Genomic DNA, 22,446 nt, shown 5'->3' with positions numbered 1-22,446 from the left:
CGCCGTGCCGGGGATGATCTGACACGCACGGCGAAGTCCATCGGGGGGTGGCATGGCGCGCAAGCTCACGCTCGCATTTCTCAAGACCGAAACCACGTCCGGCTCCGTGCTGGGGCTGGCGGCCCTGGCGGCACTGGTGGTGGCCAACTCGCCCTGGTCGGCGGACTATTTCGCCATGCTGAAATCCTATCTGCCCGTCAGCATCGGCGACTTCACCGTCAGCCTGACGATCTCGGACTGGATCAAGGAAGGGCTGATGGCCCTGTTCTTCCTGATCGTCGGGCTCGAGATCAAGCACGAGATCCTCAAGGGCGAGCTGTCCGATCCGCGCAAGCTGGCCACGCCCGTGATCGCGGCGGCCGCCGGCATGATCGCGCCCGCCTTTGTCTATCTGAAGGTTGCGGAAATGATGGGCGGGCCGGTGGAGGGCTGGTCGATCCCCGTGGCCACCGACATCGCCTTTGCCCTGGCCATCTTCGCGGTGGTGGCGCGGGGCCTGCCCGCCTCGCTGCGCATTTTCCTTCTGACCCTGGCCATCGTCGATGATCTGGGCGCCATACTGATCATCGGGGCGGTGTTCAGCACCGGGGTGGTGATCTCTCAGCTTCTCATGGCCCTGGCAGGTCTCGTGCTGATCGCCATGCTGGCACGGGGCTTCAGGCTCGGCCCGCCCCTGTGGACGCTCGGCTTTGCGTGGGTGTGGTATTTCACCGTTCAGGCCGAGCTGAGCACCTCTCTGGCCGCCGTCGCCTTTGCCGCCATCGTGCCGATCCGCCCGCGCGAGCCCGGCCACAAGAGCCCGCTGAAATCGGCCATCGCCGTGCTGCATCCGTGGGTGGCCTTCGGCGTGCTGCCCCTGTTCGCCTTTGCCAAGGCGGGTTTCTCCTTCGCGGGCCTGTCGCTTGATCGCCTGCTTTCGCCCGTGGCCATCGGTATCGCGCTGGGGCTGTTCTTCGGCAAGCAGGCGGGCGTGATGCTCGCAGTGTTCGTGACCACTCTACTTCGCATAGGCAAGAAACCGACCGGGGCCAGCTGGTCCGAAATCTATGGCGTCTCGCTGCTGTGCGGTGTGGGCTTCACCATGAGCCTGTTCATCGGCGCCCTGGCCTTTCCCGGTGCGCTGGATTCCCCGGCCCAGGTGGACGTGAAGCTGGGTGTGCTCACCGGCTCGCTGGCCTCGGCCCTGCTGGGAGCCTGGGTGCTCGCGCGCGCATCAGGCCGCCGCACCATCGCTGCGCGCCGCGCCGCTCTGGCTGAAACGCCGTCAGCGCCCGGCGACGCCGTTTTGCCCGCGATTTCAGAACCTGAGGCCCCTCTGCCAGAACCTGAGCCCGCTGACAGCGGGCCTGCGTCCGGGGGTGAGGGCGGTGAACCTGCGCCCCAACCTGCCTGACGGGCGCGAATACTGACGCAACGTCAATATTTCTTGTTACCTTTGCGACACACAACTGCCAAGTCCGTGTCGGAAATGCGGCGCATCCCTTGCCCGCGCCGGGGGCATGATTTACCCCTTGAGCGACAGAATCCGTGCTGTCCCTTGGGCGATTCGTGCCCGGGCTGATGCGGGTCGAGGGATCAACAGGAAACGCCCGAGCCGGGAATGAACCCGGTTCGGCTTCAAGCCGGGGTAAGCCATGCGCCTTTCCAGACGTCTCCAGTACACCGCTTCGGCGGTCGTGATTGCTGCCTTCGCCGCCGGGGCGGCCCAGGCGCAGGACGGTCCGACGACCGTCGACGAAATCGTCATTACCGCCCAGAAGCGCGAGCAGAACCTGCAGGACGTGCCGATCGTGGTGACCACGCTCTCGCAGGAACTGCTCGAGGGTGCGGGCGTGCGCGACATCAAGGACATGCAGATCCTGACGCCGGGCCTGACCGTCACCTCGACCAGCAACGAGACCATCACCACCGCCCGTATCCGCGGCGTGGGCACCGTGGGTGACAACCCCGGTCTGGAAAGCTCGGTCGGCGTCGTGATCGACGGCATCTATCGCCCCCGCAACGGCGTCGGCTTCGGCGACCTGGGCGAGCTGTCGCGCATCGAGATCCTGAAGGGCCCGCAAGGCACCCTGTTCGGCAAGAACACCTCGTCGGGCGTGATCAACATCATCTCCGAGGCTCCCTCGTTCAGCTTCGGTGCCAATGCCGAGCTGACCGGCGGCAACTATGACCTGTGGGGCTTCAACGCCTCGGTCACCGGCCCGCTGGCCGAGAACCTCGCCGGTCGCCTCTATTTCGGGCGTCGCGAGCGCGGCGGCTTCTACAATGTGGACACGGGCGATGGTCCGCGCACCCTGACCGAAGACCAGACGCAGGACTTCTTCACCCTGCGCGGTCAGCTGCTGTTCCTGCCCAGCGACACGGCCAGCTTCCGCCTGATCGCCGACTATACCCGCCGCGACGAGTTCTGCTGCGGTGCCGCCCAGATCCGCGTCGGGCCGACCTTCGGCTTCATCAACGCCCTGTCGGTCGGCACCGGTCAGGCCCCGCCCGTGACCGGCAGCGGCTTCGGCCCCGCGCCGGGCTATGACTTCGTGCCCTTCAACCGCACCTCCTACGCCAACCGCGACACCAACCAGCAGGTCACCGACCAGGGCGTGTCGCTCGAGGCCAACTTCGACATCGACGGCTGGAACGCCACCATCACATCTGTGACGGGCCTGCGTTCGTGGGAGTCCGTCAATGCGATGGACATCGACTACACCGGTGCCGACATCCTCTACCGTCCCAACGACGGCAACTTCGGCTTCGCCATCGACCAGTTCAGCCAGGAGTTCCGCCTGGCCGGGGCCACCGACCGCCTCGACTGGCTGGTGGGTGTGTTCTATGCCCGCGAGGACATCGACCGCCGCGACAGCTACAACTTCGGTGCGGACTACAACCCCTATCTGTCGTTCCTGCTTACCGCCACGGTGCCGGCCATGTTCGGCGGGCCGAACCCCGGCCGTCTGCGGTGCTTCACCGATCCGGCGGGCTACAACCCGGCGTGCCCGGCGGGGCTGGCGCCTCCCAATCCGGCGGCACCGATCTTCATCACCGGCCAGGGCGTTCGTGACCGCTATCAGCAGGAATCGACCACCTTCGCCATCTTCACCAACAACAGCTTCCGCATCACCGACCAGCTCGAGGCCACGCTCGGCCTGCGCTGGACCCGCGACGAGAAGGAGCTGGACGTCCAGCAGCGCAACGTCAACGGCAATGGCGCCGCCTGTGCGGGCGCCCTGGCCAACCAGGCGAACCCGAACCCGGCGCTTCGCACGCCGGCGGCGGCGCTGGGTGCCATCTGCCTGCCCTGGGCCAACCCGTTCTTCACCAACCGCAATCTGACCGAGAGCTTCTCGGAAGACGCCTTCAGCGGCACATTCAAGCTCAGCTATCGCCTGAGCCCCGAGCTGATGATCTACGGATCGTACGCGCGCGGCTACAAGGGCGCGGGCTACAACCTGGACCGCGTGCAGACCGGCGTGACACCCGAGGCCTCGCTGTTCTTCCCGGCCGAGACCGCGGACAGCTGGGAACTGGGCTTCAAGAGCACGCTGATGAACGGCACCCTGCTGTTCAACGCCACGGCCTTCTGGCAGACCTTCTCGGACTTCCAGCTCAACACCTTCCTCGGCACCGCCTTCGTGGTGGAGTCGATCCCCGAGGTGGAAAGCCGCGGTGTGGACATCGAGACCATCTGGTTCACCCCGGTGCAGGGCCTGACCTTCCAGGGCGGTGTCAGCTACACCGACACCACCTACGGCAACTTCACCGCTGCCGACCTGCAGAACCCGGCGCGCTTCGGCCCGCTGTCGCTGCTGCCGGGCGGTCGCATGTCTTTCGCCCCCGAGTGGTCGGTGTCGGGTGCCCTGAACTATGACCGCTCGCTCGGCATGGGCCTGCGCGGTGGCTTCAGCCTCGCGGCCAAGTACACCTCGGAGTACAACACCGGTTCGGACCTGCTGCCCGCAAAGATGCAGGAGGCCATGACGCTGGTGAACGGCCGCCTGACCATCGGCTCTGATGACGGCCGCTGGGCGCTGGACCTGTGGGGCCAGAACCTGACCGACGTCGAGTACTATCAGGTCGTGTTCAACGCCCCGCTGCAAGGCACCGCCTTTGCCAGCATCCCCTACAACCCGGCGACGGACACCCAGACCTACAACGCCTACCTGGGTCAGCCGCGCACCTGGGGCGTGACCCTGCGGGTCCGCTACTAAGAGACAGTCCGGCCCCTTCGCGGAGCCAGACGGGACCGGCCAGAGGCAACTCTGGCCGGTTTTCTTTTGGGGGCCGGTGGTCTGCTGCGGGGTTCAGCGCGCCGCGGGGGCCACGAAGTCTCAGGGCACGAAGGCCCATGTACAGGCGCGCGCGTAGACAGGGGGCGTGCATGGATAGAGTCGTGCATGGACAGAGGCGTGCAAGTCCGGGCGCAGCCTGCTGCGGTATGCGTCCCGGATGAGGGCGGGGGACAAATGAGCGCGGGACAGGCTCGCGGGCAGCGCCGGAGCCACAGCGCAATCGGGCGAAGGCTCAGAGCCTCAGCGCGCCAGAGATCACATCGACATGGACGGCGTCATTGATGCGCGCGTAAGAGCCGTCGGGCTTTCGCACATAAAGGGCATCGTCGGTGGCGTGGGGATCGAAGCCGTCGCTGACCAGATCTACCTTGCGATACTTGAAGGTGCCGGTGGTCTCGAGGGTCTTTTTCAGACGCACGAACACGGGCCGGGCATAGTGGGGCAGCTCGGCATTCACATATTCGGCGAACCGCTTGATCGAGAAGCGCCCGTCGATGGAGATGACCACCATGCCCGCCTTGCCGTCATGGCCCGGCACGGCCACGCCATAGGCGATGACCTCGCCCACATTGGGTGCCTCGGCCAGACGCTGCTCGACCTCGGTGGTCGAGACGTTCTCGCCCTTCCAGCGGTAGGTGTCGCCGATGCGGTCGATGAAGTAGAAATAGCCCTTGCTGTCGCGGCGCATCAGGTCGCCGGTGCGGAACCAGGCATCGCCCTTGCGGAACACGTCACGCAGCACCTTCTTTTCGGACGCCTTGCGGTCGGCATAGCCCGAATAGTCGTTGCGCACCGTCGCCTTGATCTCGCCGACAGCCTCTCCGACCTCGCCGATGCCCGCCTCCTGCACCAGGCCGTCCGACCCGCGCACGATGTCATCGGCGTCCACGTCATAACGGATCAGGCGCACGTTCAGCACGCTGCGCAGATAGGGCGGGATGCGGCCCACGGCCCCCGCCTTGCCGTCGAAGTTGAACAGCGAGACATTGCCCTCGGTCGAGCCGTAGAACTCGATGATCTCGGGGATGACGAACCGGCTCTGGAAGGGCGTCCACACCTCGCCGCGCAGGCCGTTGCCAAAGGCGAGACGCAGGCCGTGGGCGCGGTCGAACTCGCTTTCGGGCGTGTTGAGCAGATAGCGGCACAGCTCGCCGATATAGACAAAGGTGGTGGCGCGGCTTGCCGCCACATCGGGCCAGAAGCCGTTGGCCGAGAAGCGCTTTCTCAGGATGACCGTGCCGCCGTTCAGCAGGGCCGAGCCCACGCCGCACAGCCCGCCCGTGGCGTGATAGAGCGGCAGCACGCAATAGAGCCGGTCGGGGCTCTTGCCTGCGGTGAAACCGGCAAAGGCGCGCATATAGGTGCGCGCGCGCGAATGGGGGATGCGCGCCGCCTTGGGCAGGCCGGTGGTGCCCGAGGTATAGATGTAGAGCGCCGTATCGCGGTTGGTCAGGCCCTGGCGGATGGCGCGGTCGGGGCGCACGGCGCTGGCACCCTTGACGGCGGCATCGAGACCGCGACGCTCGCTGGTCTCGTCCTCGGGCTTGAGCCCGTGCACCCACAGCGAGACCGGTTTTTCCAGCAGCAGGCGGGCATCCTCGATGGCCGGCCAGCAGTCGCTATCGGCAATAACCAGACGCGCGCCCGCAATGTCGAGACAGTGCGCCAGCGGCTGGCCGGTCAGATTGGTGTTGATGAGCGCCGTGGCCGCGCCGATCTTGGACACGCCCACCCAGGCGGCCAGATACTCGATGCGGTTCATCATCATCAGGGCCACGGTGTCGCCGCGCTTCACCCCGCGCCCGCGCGCCCAGTGGGCATAGCGGTTGGAGAGGGCATCGAACTCGCGATAGGTGACGGCGCGCAGCTCATCCTCGATGGCGCAGGCATCGGGCCACTGATCGACGGCCTGCTCGATGTCGTCACAGACCAGAACGTCACTGTCCAGATCGATGGGCTTGATGCGCTTCAGCAGGCGCCGCAGCCGGCCAATGAAGGTCAGCTCGCGTTTCAGTCCCGCCAACAGTCCCATCCTCGCACCTGCCCGAATCGTCTGGAGTTGTCGTCTGGCGTTGCAGCCAAAGGTCGCGCCGAGGCGCTCCCGATCGCAACGATCATCCCTTCATGTGATGAACAAGGCGTGAGGCAGGGTCAACCGTCAGGGGAATCGCGCGCGCCGCTTGGGGTTCCCCTGTGGCCTTCGTGCCTGCGTGACGCAACGGAAGGCTGCAATTTTCCACCCGAACAGGGGGTATGACGCGCATGCTTCATCTGGCGTTCATGTAGCCGGATGTGTCATAACCGTGTTCGCTGCTTTCAGCGAGGTGGGGGAGAACCTGACATGAAAACCGCAGTCGCAATGGCTGTCGCCGTGGCCCTGGCGGGCACCGCGCCTGCCGGTCTGGCCCTGGCCCAGACCAGTGGCACCTATGGCACCGTGAATCTCAGCGCAGGCTTCATGCCCGATCCGCACCGCGCCGGCGTGGTGTCGGGCGGCACCATCAACTCTCGTGATTATCTGGATGGCTGCGTCGGCTGGATCGCGGACGAGCCGGACTATGTGGTCAACTATCAGGCCGGATCGGTCCTGCCGCTGATCTTCTATGTGGAGGCGGAGGGAGACACGACGCTGGTGATCGCCGATCCCGACGACGAGTTCTTCTGCGATGACGACAGCGGCGGCAACCTCAACCCGCGGGTTCACATCACGCGGCCGGTGTCGGGCGAATACGCCATCTGGGTCGGCTCCTACCGGGAGGGCGCATATCACCAGTCGACCCTGTTCGTGACCGAGCTGAGCTCGCAGGGGCGCTGATCCAGCACGACTTTGCGGACTTCGCACTTCAGGACACAGGCGAGGCGACCTGGCCGACACGAGCGCAGGCGCCGCGCCACACAGTACGCGTTTCATTCATTCTACAACCTCGCCTGCGTCCGCCGATGCAGGTCTCAGGAGACTACGCCATGAAGGCTTCCATTCTTGCTTCCGCGGCCGTTGCCCTCGCGCTGGTGGCTGTGCCCGCCGCTGCCCAGCCGAACATCAACGCCAACCCGCACTTCGGCACTGCCAACCTGGCCGCCGGTTTCGGCAACGACCCGTTCAATGTCAGCGTGGTGTCGGGCGGCAGCTACAACGCCGCCAACATCGGCGGTCACTGCCGCGGCTATATCTCGAGCGCGCCGGACTACCGCCTGAACTTCACGGCCGGCAGCAGCCTGCCCCTGATCATCTCGGTCAACTCGGGCACCGACACGACCCTGGTGATCAACGCCCCTGACGGTCGCTGGTACTGCGATGACGACAGCGGCCAGGGCACGAACCCGTCGATCCGCTTCGGCTCGCCCATGTCGGGCCGCTACGAGATCTGGGTCGGCACCTACGGCAGCAGCGGCAACGCCTCGGCGACCCTGCGCATCTCGGAGCTGTACAGCTTCTGATCCGTCAGAGCGCACTGGACAGTCGAACCCGGGTGGGCACAGTGCTCACCCGGGTTTTTCTTTGAGCGCATCCATGAAGACGCTTCGCCTGCACCTTCGCCCCTATGGCGTGAGCGATGTGCCCGCGTGTCTGGCCCTGTGGCAGGAGCCGGACGTGGTGCGCTTCATCGGCGGGCGGGCGCTGACACCAGAAGACGTCTGGGCGCGCCTTTACCGGCACACCGGCCATCACGGCATACACGGCTTTGGCTTCGGCGCGGTGATGGAGGGTGAGCGCTATGGCGGCGAGGCCGGGTTCGCCTTCAACCAGCGCGGGCTGGGCGAGCGTTTCGACGGTGCGCCGGAGGTGGGCTGGGCGCTGAACGCGGGCTCGCGCGGGCGCGGCCTGGGGCGCGAGCTGGTCGAGGGGCTGTGCGCCGAGGCCGATGGGCGCTGGCAGGCCGGCGATGATCGCTTTTCGCGCCTCGTGTGTCTGATCGAGCCGACCAATGCACCCTCGCTGCATCTGGCCGTGCGTGCCGGTTTCGTGCCGTTCGGCGAGGCCAGCTACAAGGGCGCGCAGGTGCAGCTGTTCGAGCGCACCGCCGGGGCTGCGAGCCCGCCTATTTGATCAGGCCGATCTCGCGCAGGCGCTGGTGCAGGAACGCCCCCGCCGTGATCGGCGGATGTTTCGCGCCCTCGCCCACGCAGGACGGCAGGCACTCCAGCGAGACATCGTTGGAGGGATGCATGAAGAAGGGCATGGAATAGCGGCTGAGATTGGGGCCGGACGGGTTCACCACCCGGTGCGTCGTGGCCGGGATCACCCCGTTGGTCAGGCGCGCCAGCATATCGCCTGAGTCCACGATCAGGTTGCGCGGCTCGGTCTCGACCGGCAGCCACGAGCCGTCGCGGTCCAGCAGCTCCAGCCCCGCACCCTTGGCCGCGACCAGAATGGTGATGAAGTTGATGTCCTCGTGGGCGGCGGCGCGAACGGCCCCTTCTGGCACGTCGGGGCTCAAGGGCGGATAGTGCAGCACGCGCAGGATCGAGACGCCGTTCTTCACGCGCGGCTCGAACCAGTCCTCGTCCAGATCGAGCTTGGGTGCCAGCGCACGAAGGATGATGCGTCCGGTCTGATCGAGGCTGTCGAACAGGGCCGAGAACACTTCGCGGAATGCAGGCAGGCTGTCTGGCCAGACATTGGGCGGAAAGTCGGGGTCGTTCTCGTGGCCCGCGGGCGCATCGCGGCCGATCTGCCAGAACTCCTTGAGGTCGGGCTGGGCATGATCCCTGGCGTGCTCGGTGCCGAAGGGGGTGTAGCCGCGCAGGCCCCCTGCATGAGCGCGCTTGACCTCATCGGGCAGGGCGAAGACCTCGGCGGCCAGCCCGTAGGCGCGGTCCAGCAGGCGTGCGTCGACGTTGTGATCGGTCAGGGTGAAGAAGCCATAGTCCTGAAGCCCGCCAAACAGGGCATCGGAAAAGCGCGCGCGGCTGGCCTGATCGCCGTGGGTGAAGTCGCGCAGGGAAAGCTCGGGGACGGACTTGGACATGGGCGGGAGCCTATCAGAGAAAGGAGGCGAGATCATCGCGCCGGGGCAAGGAGGGCTGGGCACCGGGGCGCGTGGTGGCCAGGGCACCGGCCGTGCAGGCAAAGCGCAAGGCGCGCTCATGATCCATGCCCTCAAGCAGGGCCACGGCCAGGGCGCCGACGAAGGCATCGCCTGCGCCCACCGCATCGACCACCGCGACCTGCGGCGGCGCAGCGCGCGCAAGGCACTTTCCGCCCTGCCACAGCTCGGCGCCCGCCGCGCCCAGGGTTCGCGCGATCAGGGCGGGGCTGTCATCGAGGCGGCTGCCATAGAAGCGCGCCTCGGCCTCGTTGACGATCAGCACATCGGCGCGTGCGATCAGGTCAGGGGGCACGTCCATGGCGGGCGCCAGATTGACGATGACGCGGCCCTCGCAGCGCCCGGCGGCGGCCAGGGCGGTCAAAGGCGGTATTTCGAGCTGGAGCAGCAGGTCGCCCTCGATGCGCGCGGGCAGGTGGTCCGGCGTGAGCGCGCCATTGGCACCTGCGGCCACCATGATGAGGTTCTCGCCCGAGCCCTCCACCCCGATCAGGGCCACGCCGGTGGGCTGGCCGTCCAGAACAGCCAGATCGGACAGGTCCACCGCGTCTTCGCGCAGCAGGGCCAGCGCCTCGTCCGCCATGGCATCGCGCCCGACCGCCCCGATCAGGCGCACCGAGGCTCCCAGCCTGCGCGCGCTGAGGGCCTGATTGGCCCCCTTGCCGCCGGGATGGCGCGCCAGAGTGCCGCCCGTGACCGTCTCGCCGGGCCGGGGCAGGTGCGCGACGCTCGCCACCAGATCGAGGTTGATGGATCCGACCACGGTGATCATGCCAGGCCTCCTTCCGACAGCGCCTCGCCGATCAGCTCGAACAGGCCCTCGGCATCGACGCCGACGGCCCACAGGTGCGGCGCGTCATCGCCCACGCGCAGGTCCACGCTGGTGTGCCCGCGTGTAAGCTCCGAGTGCGCCTCCACGCGGATGTGCGCCGGGCGAAAGCGGAACAGGTCGGGGCGTATGAACCACGCTACGGGGCAGGGATCGTGGAGCGGCGCGTCGTCACTGCCCGCCTGCTCCTTCTCGACCCGGCGCGAGAAGCGCAGCAGCCGCGCGGCGGTATCGGACAGGGCCGTGCCCAGCGCCTCGATGCGCGCGATCCGCCCCTCCAGCGCCAGCGCCTGATGGGTCACGTCGAGGCCAAAGCAGCGCACCTTCGCGCCAGAAGCCATCACGATCACGGCGGCGTCGGGGTCGGCATAGATGTTGTATTCGGCAGAGGGCGTGATGTTGCCGCCTTCGGATCGCGCCCCGCCCATGATCGCCACCTCGCGCCAGTGCGCAGCCAGTTCAGGCGCCTTTTGCAGGGCCAGTGCCACATTGGTCAGCGGGCCGAGCGCGCACAGGCTGATGGCACCTCTCGGATGGCGCAGGCTGTGGGCGATGATCGCATCGGCGCTGTCACCTGCGGCGACGCTGGCATCGAGCGGCGGGACGGTAAGGTCGCCCAGACCTTCGGGGCCGTGAAAATGGCTGGCGGCGACCGCCTCGCGGCGCAGGGGCCGGTCAGCGCCCCGATAGACGGGCACGTCGCTGCGCCCGACAAGCTGGCAGGCGATCAGGGCGTTGCGGGCGGTCAGGTCGGCGGCGACATTGCCGCCCACCGTGGTGATGGCTTCCAGCCGGATATGCCGACGCGCACGCAGGGCCAGCATCAGGGCGAGGGTGTCGTCCACGCCCGGATCGCAGTCGATGATGAGGGGATGGGCCGCGCCCGGTTCCGCTGTCTGTTCGGTCGGTGTCGGTTCGGATGTCATGCTCACCCCCCGTCATTGCCGGGCGGCGCGCGCCTTCGCAAGAGCGCGCTGTGAAGGGCAGGCTGTGCGGGGTGGCCGCTTGCCTCGGCTTCGCGGCGTCCCTAAACGTGTAGGCGCAGGTGTTACAGATTTACGGGGGAGCGAAGCTGATGCGCATTTGGTTCGAGGGTGCGGGACTGTCGCGGCTGCGGGTCATGGGCCTCTGCGGTGTGCTTGGCGCGGTGCTGAGCATCGGGCTGATGGTCACGGCGGGCAGTGCGCGCGCGCAGGAGGCGACGGCCGAGCCCTATCGCCTGCCACCTTCGCCCATCGCCCAGATCCTCGATGCCGAGCCGCTGCCCGCGTCCAGCCTCAGCCCCGACCGGCGCGTGCTGGCCCTGATGGGGCGCTCCAACCTGCCGACGATTGCAGAGCTGGCCGAGCCCGAACTGCGCCTGGCCGGATCGCGCATCAATCCGCGCACCAATGGCCCGTCCTCGCCGGCGTGGATGACCTCGATCACCCTGCGCGATCTGGGCAGCGGCCTTGAGCGCGCCGTCGCCCTGCCCGAGGGCACGCGCTTCGCCTGGACCAGCTGGTCGCCCGATGGCCGCCACATGGCGTTTCTGGTGCCCGACGAGACGGGCCTGCGCCTGTGGACGCTGGACGTGGCGCGCGCAGAGGCCCGCCCCCTGTCCCCCCGCGCGATCAGCGCGGTCTGGGGCACCGGATTTTCATGGCTGCCGGACAGCTCCGGCCTGATCGTGCGCCTGGTCCCTTCGGGCCGCGGCCCCGAGCCCGCCGCCCCGCGTGCGCCCTCAGGCCCCATCGTGCAGGAGAACGCAGGCACCGCCGCGCCCGTGCGGACCTATCAGGACCTGCTGGCCAATGCCCATGACGAGGCCCTGTTCGAGCACTATTTCACCAGCCAGATCGCCACCCTCGCCCTCGATGGCCGCATCGGCGAGATCGGCGCGCCTGCGCTCTACAGCGGCGTCAGCCTGTCGCCCGATGGCCGCTACATCCTGACGACCGCCATCGAGCGGCCCTACAGCTACATCGTGCCCGCCTCGCTGTTTCCGGCCACGGTGCGCGTGATCGACCGCCAGGGCCGCACGGTGCACGAGGTCGCGCGCCTGCCGCTGCGCGATACCATCCCCTCGCGCTTTGATGCCGTGGCCACCGGCCCGCGCGCGGTGCAATGGCGCTCGGATGCCGATGCCACCCTGGTCTGGGTCGAGGCCCAGGATGGCGGCGATCCGCGCAACAGCGCCGAGGTGCGCGACCGGGTGCTGATGCTCGATGCGCCCTTCTCCGGCACGGCGCGCACCCTGATCGACCTTGGCGAGCGCTATTCCGACATCGACTGGGGCAGCGACAGCGTCGCCATCGTGACGTCGCGCTGGTGGCTGACGCGCAACGAGACGCGCCATCTGGTCGATCCCTCGCGCCCCGGCACGGGCCGCGTGCTGCTCAGCCGCAACTATCAGGACCGCTACAACAATCCGGGCAGCCCGGTTTATCGCACCAATGCACGCGGGCGCGCCGTCATGCACATGACCCCCGATGGCGGCGGCATCTACATGAGCGGGCCGGGCGCCAGCCGCGAGGGCGAGTTCCCGTTCCTCGACCGCCTCGATCTGGCATCGGGGCAGAGCGAGCGCCTGTGGCAGGCACAGGCCCCCCACTTCGAGAGCGTGGTGGCCCTGCTCGATGACGAGGCGCGCCGCCTGATCACCAGCCGCCAGAGCCGCACCGAGGTGCCCAACCTGTTCGTGATCTATCGCAACACGGGTGATCGCGAGCCCATCACCCGCTTTGAGGATCCGGCCCCCCAGTTCGCGGGCGTGACCCAGCAGTTGATCACCTATACCCGTGCCGACGGTGTGGCGCTGAGCGGCACGCTCTATCTGCCCGCAGGCTATGATCCGGCACGGGACGGGCCGCTGCCGCTGCTGATGTGGGCCTATCCGACCGAGTTCACCGACGCCTCCGTCGCCGGACAGGTGGTGGACCGCGACAACCGCTTCATCCGGCCGGGCGGATCGAGCCACCTGTTCCTGCTGACCCAGGGCTATGCGATCCTCGACAACTCCTCCATGCCGATCATCGGCGAGGGCGGGGCCGAGCCCAACGACACCTATGTCGAGCAGCTGGTCGCCAGCGCCGCCGCCGCCATCGACGCGGTGGTGGAGATGGGCGTGGCCGAGCGGGGCCGCATCGCCATCGGCGGGCACAGCTATGGCGCCTTCATGACGGCCAATCTGCTGGCGCACAGTGACCTGTTCCGTACCGGCATCGCGCGCTCGGGCGCCTACAACCGCACCCTGACTCCCTTCGGCTTCCAGGTCGAGCAGCGCACCTACTGGGAAGCGACCGAGACCTACACGCGAATGTCGCCCTTCACCTATGCCAACCGGATCAACGAGCCGATCCTGCTGATCCACGGCGAGGTGGACAACAACTCGGGCACCTTCCCGATCCAGAGCGAGCGCTTCTATGCCGCGCTGAAGGGCCACGGTGCCACGGTGCGCTATGTGGTTCTGCCCCACGAATCCCACGGCTACCGTGCCCGCGAGAGCGTCATGCATACCCTGTGGGAAATGGTCGAGTGGCTGGACCGTCACCTGAAGAACGCGCCGTGATCGTGCTGCGCCGCAACATGAGTCGGCCCGCGCCTTAGGGTTGTAACGTATTGGAAATGTGAATTTTCATACTTTGGCAAGACTCCCGTTCTGTGGATAACCCTGTTGTGCTATTTTGCGCCTGCTCAAGTCGGGGACGGGCAGGATGCGCAACGACCACTTTTCGGAGTTTCCCAATCCCATGAGTGCGCGCCGCGCGCGCTGGGAGGCCAAGCGTGCCGCCATGGGCTACAAGCTGCCGCGTGGTCACCCCTATGCGCTGGTGCCGCGCTGGACGCCTTATCCGCTGGCCAAGGCGGTGGGCCGGTTGCATCTGGCGGTGGGAGGGCCTCCCCGCCCGACCCAGCCTCAGTCCGGCGCCTGAACGCCCAGTTCTTCGCCCAGTTCTTTGCGAAGGGCCGCCGCGCTGATGCCGCGGGCGCGCATGGCGGCAAGCGTCTCGTCGCGATCGCGCTTGGCCAGCCTGCGCCCGTCAGGGGCCAGGATCAGCCTGTGATGCGAATAGACCGGCGCGGGCAGGTCCAGCAGCGCCTGCAACACCCGCTGGATGAGCGTGATCTCGCGCAGATCCTCGCCGCGAATGACGTGGGTGATGCCCTGGGCGGCATCGTCGATGACCGAGGCGATCACATAGCCGACACCGATGTCCTTGCGCCCCACGACCATGTCGCCCAGCGCCTTCAGAGCGGCCGGGTCGCATGGCCGGGGGCCGTGACCGTCCTCGGTCCATGACAGGTGCGAGAACCCGCCGAGGTGCGCGCTGGCCCGCTCCAGCGAAAGCCGCCAGGCAAAGGGTCGGCCCTCGGCCAGCAGGGCCGCTTCCTCATCGGGCGGATGGGGGCCGGGGCGGCGCGTATCGCGCGGGTCGCTCTCGTGCGGGGCACCGCCCGCCAGGGCCAGCACCTCGGCGCGGGTGCGAAAGCAGCGGTAGAGCACACCCATGTCCCGCAGGCGCTCCAGAGCCCCGTCATAGACCTCGCGCCGCTCCGACTGGCGCAGAACGGGCTCTTCCCACGACAGGCCAAGCCAGCGCAGGTCATCAAGGATCGCCGCCTCGTACTCGGGTCGGCAACGGGTGAAGTCGCCGTCCTCCATGCGCAGCACGAAGCGCCCGCCCGCCTGACGGGCCGCCTGCCACGCCGTGAGCGCCGAGAAGGCGTGGCCCTTGTGCAGAAGTCCCGTGGGCGAGGGGGCAAAGCGCGTGGCAAACGACATCGCCCGCCAAGATGTGCGCGCCCCGCGGCACTGGCAAGCCATGCTGGCGTGACGGGCGGTTTTGCGCCAAGTGTGGGTCATGATCGCCGGCCTGACCGCCCCGGACCTGCCCGTCGCCGCCATCGCGCCCCTGGCGGCGCTGGACTATGCGGGTGTGGCGGTGTTCGCGGCCACCGGCGCACTGGCAGCGGCACGCGACCGGCACGACCTGGTGACCATGACCTTCTTTGCCGCCGTCACCGGAGTGGGCGGGGGCACGCTGCGCGACCTGCTGCTGGGCGCGCCGGTGTTCTGGGTGCAGAACTGGCACTATGTGGCCATCTGCATCATGGCCTCGGTGAGCATCTGGCTGATCGGTGCGCGACCCTGGCGGTTCCGGGCGCTCTTGTGGCTGGATGCGGTGGGCCTCGGTGCCTATGGCGTGATGGGTGCCGCCAAGGCCGAGGCGTGGGGAGCCGCACCCCTGATCTGCATCGTCATGGGCACACTGACCGCCAGCTTTGGCGGGGTGGTGCGCGACCTGCTGGCAGGCCAGCCCTCGGTGCTGCTGCGCCGCGAGATCGTGGTGTCGGCGGCGATCTTTGCGGCCACGCTATACGTGCTGCTGTCCCAGCTGGGGGCAGGGGTCTGGATATCGGCCAGCGTGGCGGTGCTGGCGGGCTTCGGTCTGCGGGCCGGGGCGCTGAGATGGGGCTGGAGCCTGCCCGCCTTTCCCGCCCAGCCCCTGCGCTGAGGATTTCATGGCCGCGTCACAGAATCGGGGTTAAGCTCTGCTCACGGCTCTGAAGTTGGGAGGTGCGTCTTCAGTCGCCCTGGTCGATACGGGTTCGTGGTGAAAGCTCCCGCACAGGGGGGGCGTCGGCGATGCAGGTCGTGAGACATCCGCCTGCGGGCTGGCCCGTTCTCGTGCTCAATGCCGACTATCGGCCCCTGTCCTATTATCCGCTGTCGATCTGGTCGTGGGAGGATGCGGTCAAGGCCGTGTTCCAGGAGCGCGTCGAGGTGGTCTCCACCTATGACAAGCTGGTGCGCTCGCCCTCGATCGCCTTTCGCCTGCCCAGCGTGGTGGCGCTGAAGGCCTATATCGACCAGAACCGCGCGCCTGCCTTCACCCGTTTCAATGTCTTCCTGCGCGACCAGTTCGCCTGTCAGTACTGCGGGGCGGGCCGCGATCTGACCTTCGACCATGTGCGCCCCCGATCGCGTGGCGGCCGCACGACGTGGGAGAACATCGTCGCCGCCTGCTCGCCGTGCAACCTGAAGAAGGGCGGGCGCTTTCCGCGCGAGGCCCAGATGCCACTGCTGCGTGAGCCCTACCGCCCCTCGGCCTATGAGTTGCAGGAAATCGGGCGGCGCTTTCCCCCGCACTTCCTGCACGAGAGCTGGCTCGACTATCTCTACTGGGACATCGAGCTGGAGCCCTGATGGCGTGGGCGCCTGGCCGTGTGCGCGCGTCTCAGTCGGGAATGCGGTTGAAGGCGATCTTGCGCCCGACATCCGGTGAGACGTCTGCGGGCGGGCCGATGGTGACGATGCCCTTGCCATAGCGATGCTCCAGCCGGTCGAGGGTCTGCGACAGGCGAAGCCCGCGCGCGTCCGCGTCATCGCCGGGGCGCCAGCCGAACAGGTCCGGCTTGTGCGCCGCGCCATCCAGAAGGCCGAACAGGTCAATGCCCACATAAGAGAGCCGCTGGCCGTGCATATGACGATATCCCCGCCGCCACAGGCGCTCGAGCGCGCGCAGCAGGGTGAAGGTGTCGGCGCTGTGGGCAAAGGTCTCGCTCATGGCGATGGACCGGCGCGTCTCGGTGTCGAAATGCAGGGTCAGGCCGCTGCATACATGGCCCATGGTGCGAAGCCGCAGGGCGCACAGGCCGGTCAGATGCCGCGCGATCCAGCGTGCCTGTCCGGGATCGCGCTTGGTGGCGGGCAGGACGTGTCCGTGGCCGATGGAATGGCGCTCGCTGGCGGGTCTTTCGGTATCGATGCCGTGAAGGCCGTACCAGATGCGCTCGCCCTCGATGCTCCGCCAGATCTGGCGCGCACGTGCGGGGGGGATGTCCCACAGGGCCTGCATGGTGGTGATGCCCGCCTGCGTGAGGCGCTGGCGCATGCGCGGGCCGACGCCGCAGATCGCATCGACGGGCAGGTGGAGCAGGGGCGCTGGCAGTTCATCGAGGCGCAGCAGCACCAGACCGTCGGGCTTCTGCATGTCCGAGGCGAGCTTGGCGAGCAGATAGCTGGGTGCCAGACCGATCGAGCAGGTCAGCACCTCGCCCACGCGGCTGGCGAGGCCCGCCTTGATACGCCGCGCCAGAGCCATGGCCTCGGCCACCTCGCGCTGCGGCCCCATCAGGCGGCACGCCATCTCGTCGACCGATGCGACCGTCTCGACGGGCGCGTGCCGCTCGACTTCCGCCACGATGCGATGGTGCATCTTCACATAGACATCGGGGCGCGCCTCGACCACGACCAGATCCGGGCACAGCTTTCGCGCCTCGTGGACCGGGGTGCCGGTGCGGATACCGAACGCCTTGGCCTGATAGCTGGCGGCGATGGCACAGGTGTGCTCGCTGGGGGCGGGACGCACGATGACGGGTCTGCCGCGCAGGCGCGCATCAAGCTGCTGCTCCACGGTGGCGAAATAGCTGTTGAGGTCGAGGAACAGCCAGTTGAGGGCCGCACCGCGCCCGTCTTCCGAAAGGGGCCTGGGCACGTCAGAAGTTCGGCACGCCGAGGGCTGTGCCGCGCGAGGTGTTCGTGCCTTCCCCGCCGTGCGGATGGCTGCCCTCGCCCGGCCCCACGCGCCGCCAGCTGAGCGCCTCGGCGATGTGGCGGCGCAAGATGGTCTCGGAGCCCTCAAGATCGGCAATGGTGCGCGACAGGCGCAAGGTGCGTGCCCAGCCGCGGGCGCTGAGCTGGCCGGCCTCGGTCGCAGAGATCAGCAGGGCGCGGCCCCGCTCGTCGGGTGCGGCGATGGCATCAAGGGCCGCCCCGCTGAGGCGCGCGTTGAGGCACTGGTGGGCCGCCAGCCCCATGGCCGCGCCGCGCTCGGCCTGCACGGCACGGGCGTGGGCGACACGCGCGGCGACCTGCTCGCTGCCTTCGGGCGCGGGCGGCAGGGCCAGGTCCGCTGCGGTGACAGGCGGCGTATCGACGATCAGGTCCATCCGGTCGAACAGCGGCCCCGAGATGCGGTTCTGATAGTCGCGCTGGCACCTCGGCGCCTTGCCGCAGGCCCCCTTGCCCAGCCCGCCATAGCCGCAGCGACACGGGTTCATGGCGGCAATGAGCTGAAAGCGGGAGGGATAGCGCACATGGGCATTGGCGCGCGCGACCACGATCTCGCCGGTCTCCAGCGGCTGGCGCAGCGAATCGAGCGCCTGGGGCGAATATTCGGGCAGTTCGTCGAGGAACAGCACGCCGTTGTGCGCCAGAGACGCCTCGCCGGGCCTGGCGCGGAGCCCGCCGCCGGTCAGGGCGGCCATGCTGGCCGAGTGATGGGGCGTGCGAAAGGGCCGCTCGTCGGTGAGAGCCCCGCGCTCGATCAGCCCGGCCACCGACCAGATCATGCTGGTTTCCAGCAGCTCGGGCGGCGTCAGGGGCGGCAGCAGGCCCGGCAGGCGCTCGGCCAGCATGGACTTGCCCGAGCCGGGCGGGCCGATCAGCAGCAGGTTGTGGCCGCCCGCCGCCGCCACCTCGACCGCGCGCTTGGCGCTCTCCTGACCACGCACGTCACGCAGGTCGGTGGTGCGCGCGCCGGTGCGCACCGCGCCGGGCGCAGGCGTGGACAGGCGCTGGCTGCTCTTGAAGTGATTGATGAGGCCGATGAGCGAGCGCGGCGCCAGCACCGGGCTCTGACCGGCCCACGCCGCTTCCGGTCCGTTCGGCTCCGGGCAGATGAGTCCGAGGCCCATGGCCGCGGCGGCCACGGCGGCGGGCAGGGCGCCGCCCACGGCGTTGATCTGGCCATCGAGGCCCAGCTCGCCCACCGCCGCCCACTCCATCAGGGCATCGCGCGGCACGATGTCCATGGCCGCGAGCAGGGCGAGCGCGATGGGCAGGTCGAAGTGGCTGCCTTCCTTGGGCAGATCGCCAGGTGCCAGATTGGCGATGATGCGCTGGGGCGGAAAGGCCAGGCCGATGCCTGCAAAGGCGCCGCGCACGCGCTCGCGGCTCTCGGCCACGGCCTTGTCGGGCAGGCCGACGATGGCGAAGTGGGGCTGCTGGCTGGAGAGAAGCTGGACCTCGACGTCCACGCGCCGGGTCTCGACCCCTTCGAACGCCAGTGTGATCACGCGCGCGACCATCATTCCTCCCCGGCGCGCCCCATCATCGGGGCCCGCGCAAAAAGGAACAAAACACGAACTGGCGGGCTTGGCAAGCGCGTGCGGTCAGCGCGCCGCGCGTCGCGCCTCGATCACGTCCCACAGCCGCGCGGCGGCATCGCCCCCGCCAAAGGCCTTGAGCTGGCGCGCGCCGGTGGGCGAGGTGACGTTGATCTCGGTCAGGTGCTCGCCGATCACGTCGATGCCGACGAACAGCAGGCCAAGGCGCGACAGCTCCGGGCCGATGGCGGCACAGATGGCGCGGTCGCTGTCGGTCAGCTCGACGGCCTCGGCACGCCCGCCCACGCGCAGGTTGGAGCGCACCTGACCGTCGGCCGGCACGCGGTTGATGGCCCCCACGGGCTCGCCGTCCACGAGGATGATGCGCTTGTCGCCCTTCACCACCGCCGGGATGAAGGCCTGCATGACCAACGGCTCGCGCGAGACCTGGGCGTGAATCTCGATCAGGGCGCCGAGGTTGGCATCATCGGCCTTGAGGCGGATGACGCCCGAGCCCGCCGCCCCGTGCAGGGGCTTGAGGATCACGTCGCCGTGGCGCCGGTGAAAATCGGCCAGGGCCTCGGGATCGGCGCTGATGAGGGTGGGCGGGTGAAACTGGCCAAAGCGCGTGGCGAACAGCTTTTCGGGGCTTGAGCGCACATGGGCCGGATCGTTGACCACCAGGGTGCGCGGATGGATGGTCTCGAGCAGATAGGTGGCGGTGATATAGGCCATGTCGAAGGGCGGATCCTGGCGCATCAGCACCACGTCCATCCCGCCAAGATCGACGCGCCGCGCAGGCTCGGCCTCGACATGGCGGCCCGGCTCGTCGCGCAGACGCACCGCGCGGACCGAGGCCGTGAGGGTGCCGTCCTCCAGCGCCAGCGATCCGACTTCGTACACGAACAGCTCGTGACTACGCGCCTGCGCCTCCAGCGCCAGCATGAAGGTGGTGTCGGACGCGATGGCGATGTGCTCGATCGGGTCCATCTGAATGGCGACTTTGAGGGGCAAGGGCCTGATCCTGAAAAGGGGTGCGGGGCCTATATCGGGTGCGCGGGGCGGCCAGCGCAAGGTGGCGCGCAAGCAGGTTCAGTTCAGGCGCAGGCGCACCTGATCGCTGCGCGGCCCATGGGGCACGGCGCGACCCCCACGCTGATGGGCCTCGTCCAGCGCCTGAAGCGCACCGCTCAGCGCGCCCTGCTGCTCGCGCGCGGCCGCCACGTCAAGCCATGGCCGATAGTCTGAAGGGGTCAGGCGCGCCACGCGCAGGGCGGCCCGCTCGGCGCGCTCGTGATCGCGGTGGTTCATGGCCTGGGCAAAGATCAGGTTCTGCATCCGCACCAGCATGGCCAGAGGCGAGACACTGGCGGTCAGGCGATCCAGCCGGTCGGCGACATGGGGCAGGAGCCCGGCGCGCAGGGCCCGGCGCGTCAGCTCGGACGCCCCGACCTCGCGTCCTTCGATGAAGGGGTCGATGACGGTGATGCCCTCGGGGGTGCGCACCCGCACCAGAAAATGGCCGGGAAAGTCGATACCGCTGACCTCTAGGCCCGCCCCGCGTCCGATCAGCACATAGAGCGTGGCCAGCATCACCGGCTGTCCTCGCCTGCGCTCGCATACCTCGATGATGTCGGTCTGGCCCGGATCGTCGAGGCGCAGGATCTCGCCGGTCAGGCGCAGGTCCAGCGCGAGGGTCTCGGCCAGGGCCTCGTCGGGTGCCAGTTCGCCAAGGCGGCTGCGCAGCTGGGCGATGCCGTTGTCCACCAGCGCGCGCACAGGTGCGCTCTCGCGCCAGGGCCAGTCGTCGATGGCACAGGCGATGGCCGCATCGAGCAGGGGAAAGTCCGCACCGCCGACGCTGGCGGCCTCGTCGAGCGTGGCGCGGGCATCCTCGGGAGTCATCAGATGGCTAGGCCCTCGTCGGCGATCAGGTTGCGCAGGTGCCGCGGCAGCTTGCCCGGCGCCATGACGATCATGTCCAGTCGCAGGTTCAACCGCGCAAGCGCCGGACGGTTGCGCACCAGGGCCGCCGCCGCGCTCATCAGCCGCTGGCGCTGGGCAGGCCCGAGAGAGGCGAGCGCCTCGTCCAGAGTGCGCCGCTGCTTGACCTCCACGATGGCCAGCACGCCGCCGCGACGCGCCAGAATGTCGATCTCGCCCCATGTGCCGCGAGCGCGCGGGCGCAGGCGAAAGCCGAGGATCTGATAGCCCTTCAGCACGAGCCATGCCGCTGCCCACCACTCGGCGCGATGCCCGCGCGATGCGCCTGCGCGCCCGCTCATGTGCCCGCCTTGAGCGCCAGAGCCCGCCGGTACAGCGCACGCCGCTCGAGGCCGAGGCGCGCGGCAACCTCGGCAGCGGCCCGGGAGGGGCCGTTGTCCTGCAATGCCTCGCTGAGGGCGGCGTCGATCTCGCCCTCGGGCGGCACCTCGCCCTCGCCGCGCGCAGGGGGTGCGACCATCACCACGATCTCGCCCTTAGGCGCATCGAGGCTGTCGCGCACGGCCAGATCATCGAGGGTGCCGCGCTCGAAGGTCTCGTGCAGCTTGGTGATCTCGCGCGCCACGCACGCCTCGCGCGGACCGAGTGTGCGGGCCATGTCCGACAGGCTGGCGCGCAGGCGTGGCCCGCTTTCGAAGAAGACGAGACTGGCAGGCGTCGTGCTCAGGGCCTCCAGCGCCCGGATGCGCGCGGCGCTCTTGGTCGGCAGGAAGCCGGTGAACAGCACGCGGTCGCTGGGCAGGCCCGCCGCGCTGAGGGCCGCCGTCAGGCTGGAGGCTCCGGGGACCGGATGGACAGGCAGGCCCGCCGCTGCCACCGCCCGCACCAGAACATAACCCGGATCGGAGATCAGCGGCGTTCCCGCATCGGACACCAGAGCGACGATGGCCCCGGCCTCGATGCGCGCGATCACCTCTTCGGCCTTTGCGGCACCCACATGATCGTCGCAGCGCCACACCCCGGCCTTCAGCCCGAAGGCGCTGAGCAGCCTGCCCGTCACGCGCGTGTCCTCGGCCAGCACGATGTCGGCGACCGACAGCACGTCCAGCGCCCGCAAGGTGATGTCGCGCAGGTTCCCGATCGGCGTCGCCACGATATAGAGCCCGGCGCTGACCGGGCGGGGCGGGGGGAAACGCAGGGCGTCGGGGTCCGGGGTTCGGCTCATGGGTGCACGCTGCCAGCGCGCGCG

The 22,446-nt window shown here is 68.6% G+C and carries 20 protein-coding genes; 9 read left to right on the top strand and 11 right to left on the bottom strand.

What is annotated here, in order from left to right:
* The first annotated feature begins 52 nt into the window (after positions 1–52).
* Together nhaA and ACK4E3_RS05670 are read left to right on the top strand one after the other, a co-directional pair.
* Entirely contained in the window at positions 53–1,393 is a 1,341-nt protein-coding gene (gene nhaA / locus ACK4E3_RS05675; RefSeq protein ID WP_409697588.1) for a Na+/H+ antiporter NhaA, read from the top strand.
* Between the two features lie 241 nt (positions 1,394–1,634).
* A complete protein-coding gene (locus tag ACK4E3_RS05670) occupies positions 1,635–4,202 on the top strand; it encodes a TonB-dependent receptor (protein ID WP_409697585.1) in 2,568 nt (855 codons plus the stop codon).
* Positions 4,203–4,515: 313 nt separating this feature from the next.
* Here ACK4E3_RS05670 and ACK4E3_RS05665 read toward each other — a convergent pair whose 3' ends face one another.
* On the bottom strand, positions 4,516–6,315 hold the full coding sequence (locus tag ACK4E3_RS05665) for a long-chain-acyl-CoA synthetase (RefSeq protein ID WP_409697582.1): 1,800 nt from the start codon (positions 6,313–6,315) through the stop codon (positions 4,516–4,518).
* A gap of 309 nt (positions 6,316–6,624) precedes the next feature.
* On the opposite strand from ACK4E3_RS05665, the gene ACK4E3_RS05660 reads away from it, so the two are divergent.
* From ACK4E3_RS05660 to ACK4E3_RS05650, 3 genes are all read left to right on the top strand, one after another.
* Positions 6,625–7,098 (top strand): peptidase S1, encoded by a 474-nt coding sequence (locus tag ACK4E3_RS05660; RefSeq protein WP_409697579.1) that lies wholly within the window; start codon positions 6,625–6,627, stop codon positions 7,096–7,098.
* 149 nt (positions 7,099–7,247) lie between these two features.
* Positions 7,248–7,721 (top strand): peptidase S1, encoded by a 474-nt coding sequence (locus tag ACK4E3_RS05655; RefSeq protein WP_409697576.1) that lies wholly within the window; start codon positions 7,248–7,250, stop codon positions 7,719–7,721.
* 73 nt (positions 7,722–7,794) lie between these two features.
* Complete coding sequence (locus ACK4E3_RS05650) at positions 7,795–8,331, top strand: GNAT family N-acetyltransferase (RefSeq protein WP_409697573.1); 537 nt, start codon at positions 7,795–7,797, stop codon at positions 8,329–8,331.
* Here ACK4E3_RS05650 and ACK4E3_RS05645 read toward each other — a convergent pair.
* From ACK4E3_RS05645 to ACK4E3_RS05635, 3 genes are read right to left on the bottom strand one after another with little or no spacing between them, the layout of a single operon-like run.
* Entirely contained in the window at positions 8,324–9,253 is a 930-nt protein-coding gene (locus tag ACK4E3_RS05645) for an isopenicillin N synthase family dioxygenase (RefSeq protein ID WP_409697570.1), read from the bottom strand. The two genes, ACK4E3_RS05650 and ACK4E3_RS05645, sit on opposite strands and share 8 nt — an antisense overlap.
* Before the next feature lie 13 nt (positions 9,254–9,266).
* Complete coding sequence (locus tag ACK4E3_RS05640) at positions 9,267–10,103, bottom strand: ribokinase (RefSeq protein ID WP_409697567.1); 837 nt, start codon at positions 10,101–10,103, stop codon at positions 9,267–9,269.
* A complete protein-coding gene (locus ACK4E3_RS05635) occupies positions 10,100–11,086 on the bottom strand; it encodes a nucleoside hydrolase (RefSeq protein ID WP_409697564.1) in 987 nt (328 codons plus the stop codon). The genes ACK4E3_RS05640 and ACK4E3_RS05635 overlap by 4 nt, the downstream gene beginning before the upstream one ends.
* A gap of 149 nt (positions 11,087–11,235) precedes the next feature.
* On the opposite strand from ACK4E3_RS05635, the gene ACK4E3_RS05630 reads away from it, so the two are divergent.
* Positions 11,236–13,710, top strand: a complete 2,475-nt coding sequence (locus ACK4E3_RS05630; protein WP_409697561.1) for a S9 family peptidase — start codon at positions 11,236–11,238, stop codon at positions 13,708–13,710.
* Positions 13,711–13,855: 145 nt separating this feature from the next.
* Positions 13,856–14,074 (top strand): hypothetical protein, encoded by a 219-nt coding sequence (locus tag ACK4E3_RS05625; protein ID WP_409697558.1) that lies wholly within the window; start codon positions 13,856–13,858, stop codon positions 14,072–14,074.
* On the opposite strand, the gene gluQRS is transcribed toward ACK4E3_RS05625, so the two are convergent.
* Positions 14,059–14,925, bottom strand: a complete 867-nt coding sequence (gene gluQRS / locus ACK4E3_RS05620) for a tRNA glutamyl-Q(34) synthetase GluQRS (protein ID WP_409697555.1) — start codon at positions 14,923–14,925, stop codon at positions 14,059–14,061. The genes ACK4E3_RS05625 and gluQRS overlap by 16 nt on opposite strands.
* Positions 14,926–15,004: 79 nt before the next feature.
* Between gluQRS and ACK4E3_RS05615 the strand changes: the two genes are divergently transcribed.
* Positions 15,005–15,658 carry a trimeric intracellular cation channel family protein gene (locus tag ACK4E3_RS05615; RefSeq protein WP_409697552.1) on the top strand — a complete coding sequence of 218 codons (654 nt, stop codon included), beginning with the start codon at positions 15,005–15,007 and terminating at the stop codon, positions 15,656–15,658.
* Between the two features lie 131 nt (positions 15,659–15,789).
* Complete coding sequence (locus tag ACK4E3_RS05610; protein WP_409697549.1) at positions 15,790–16,350, top strand: HNH endonuclease; 561 nt, start codon at positions 15,790–15,792, stop codon at positions 16,348–16,350.
* Positions 16,351–16,381: 31 nt separating this feature from the next.
* Here ACK4E3_RS05610 and ACK4E3_RS05605 read toward each other — a convergent pair whose 3' ends face one another.
* From ACK4E3_RS05605 to rsmI, 6 genes are all read right to left on the bottom strand, one after another.
* On the bottom strand, positions 16,382–17,641 hold the full coding sequence (locus tag ACK4E3_RS05605; RefSeq protein WP_409697546.1) for a Y-family DNA polymerase: 1,260 nt from the start codon (positions 17,639–17,641) through the stop codon (positions 16,382–16,384).
* A gap of 1 nt (position 17,642) precedes the next feature.
* Positions 17,643–19,235 (bottom strand): YifB family Mg chelatase-like AAA ATPase, encoded by a 1,593-nt coding sequence (locus ACK4E3_RS05600; RefSeq protein ID WP_409701108.1) that lies wholly within the window; start codon positions 19,233–19,235, stop codon positions 17,643–17,645.
* An 84-nt stretch (positions 19,236–19,319) separates the two neighbouring features.
* Positions 19,320–20,267 (bottom strand): glutathione synthase, encoded by a 948-nt coding sequence (gshB, locus tag ACK4E3_RS05595; protein ID WP_409697543.1) that lies wholly within the window; start codon positions 20,265–20,267, stop codon positions 19,320–19,322.
* Between the two features lie 78 nt (positions 20,268–20,345).
* Entirely contained in the window at positions 20,346–21,158 is an 813-nt protein-coding gene (locus tag ACK4E3_RS05590) for a transglutaminase family protein (RefSeq protein WP_409697540.1), read from the bottom strand.
* The gene (locus ACK4E3_RS05585; protein WP_409697537.1) at positions 21,158–21,538 is read right to left on the bottom strand and encodes a YraN family protein; all 381 of its coding nucleotides are present in this window, start codon (positions 21,536–21,538) and stop codon (positions 21,158–21,160) included. The genes ACK4E3_RS05590 and ACK4E3_RS05585 overlap by 1 nt, the downstream gene beginning before the upstream one ends.
* Positions 21,535–22,422 (bottom strand): 16S rRNA (cytidine(1402)-2'-O)-methyltransferase, encoded by an 888-nt coding sequence (gene rsmI / locus ACK4E3_RS05580; protein ID WP_409697534.1) that lies wholly within the window; start codon positions 22,420–22,422, stop codon positions 21,535–21,537. The genes ACK4E3_RS05585 and rsmI overlap by 4 nt, the downstream gene beginning before the upstream one ends.
* Positions 22,423–22,446 lie beyond the last annotated feature (24 nt).

Source organism: Brevundimonas sp., assembly GCF_046299595.1.
Lineage (GTDB): Bacteria > Pseudomonadota > Alphaproteobacteria > Caulobacterales > Caulobacteraceae > Brevundimonas.
Note: the sequence above shows the minus strand (reverse complement) of the source record. Positions and strands in the feature narration are given on the sequence as shown.